This is a genomic window from Streptosporangium heterodermiicola (genome assembly GCF_051390675.1).
In the GTDB taxonomy this organism is placed as follows: Bacteria; Actinomycetota; Actinomycetes; order Streptosporangiales; family Streptosporangiaceae; genus Streptosporangium.
Window position 1 is genome coordinate 1 of record NZ_JBPJSR010000158.1, and the last position, 223, is coordinate 223.

Genomic DNA, 223 nt, shown 5'->3' on the forward strand with positions numbered 1-223 from the left:
GCGGAACAGACCGCGGATCTTGTTGACGACCAGGGTGGCCAGGGCCTCGCCCTCGACGTCCTCGGCGATGATCAGCAGCGGCTTGCCGGCCTGCACGACCTTGTCGAGGACCGGGAGCAGGTCCTTGTTGGCGGACACCTTGGAGTTGACGACGAGGATGTACGGGTCGTCGAGGACGGCCTCCATACGCTCCGGGTCGGTGACGAAGTACATCGAGGTGAGG

The 223-nt window shown here is 65.0% G+C and carries 1 pseudogene; it reads right to left on the bottom strand.

Going from position 1 to position 223, the window contains the following annotated elements:
• Window positions 1-223: pseudogene (gene groEL, locus ACSC1Q_RS43330) on the bottom strand (chaperonin GroEL); the annotation flags it as partial.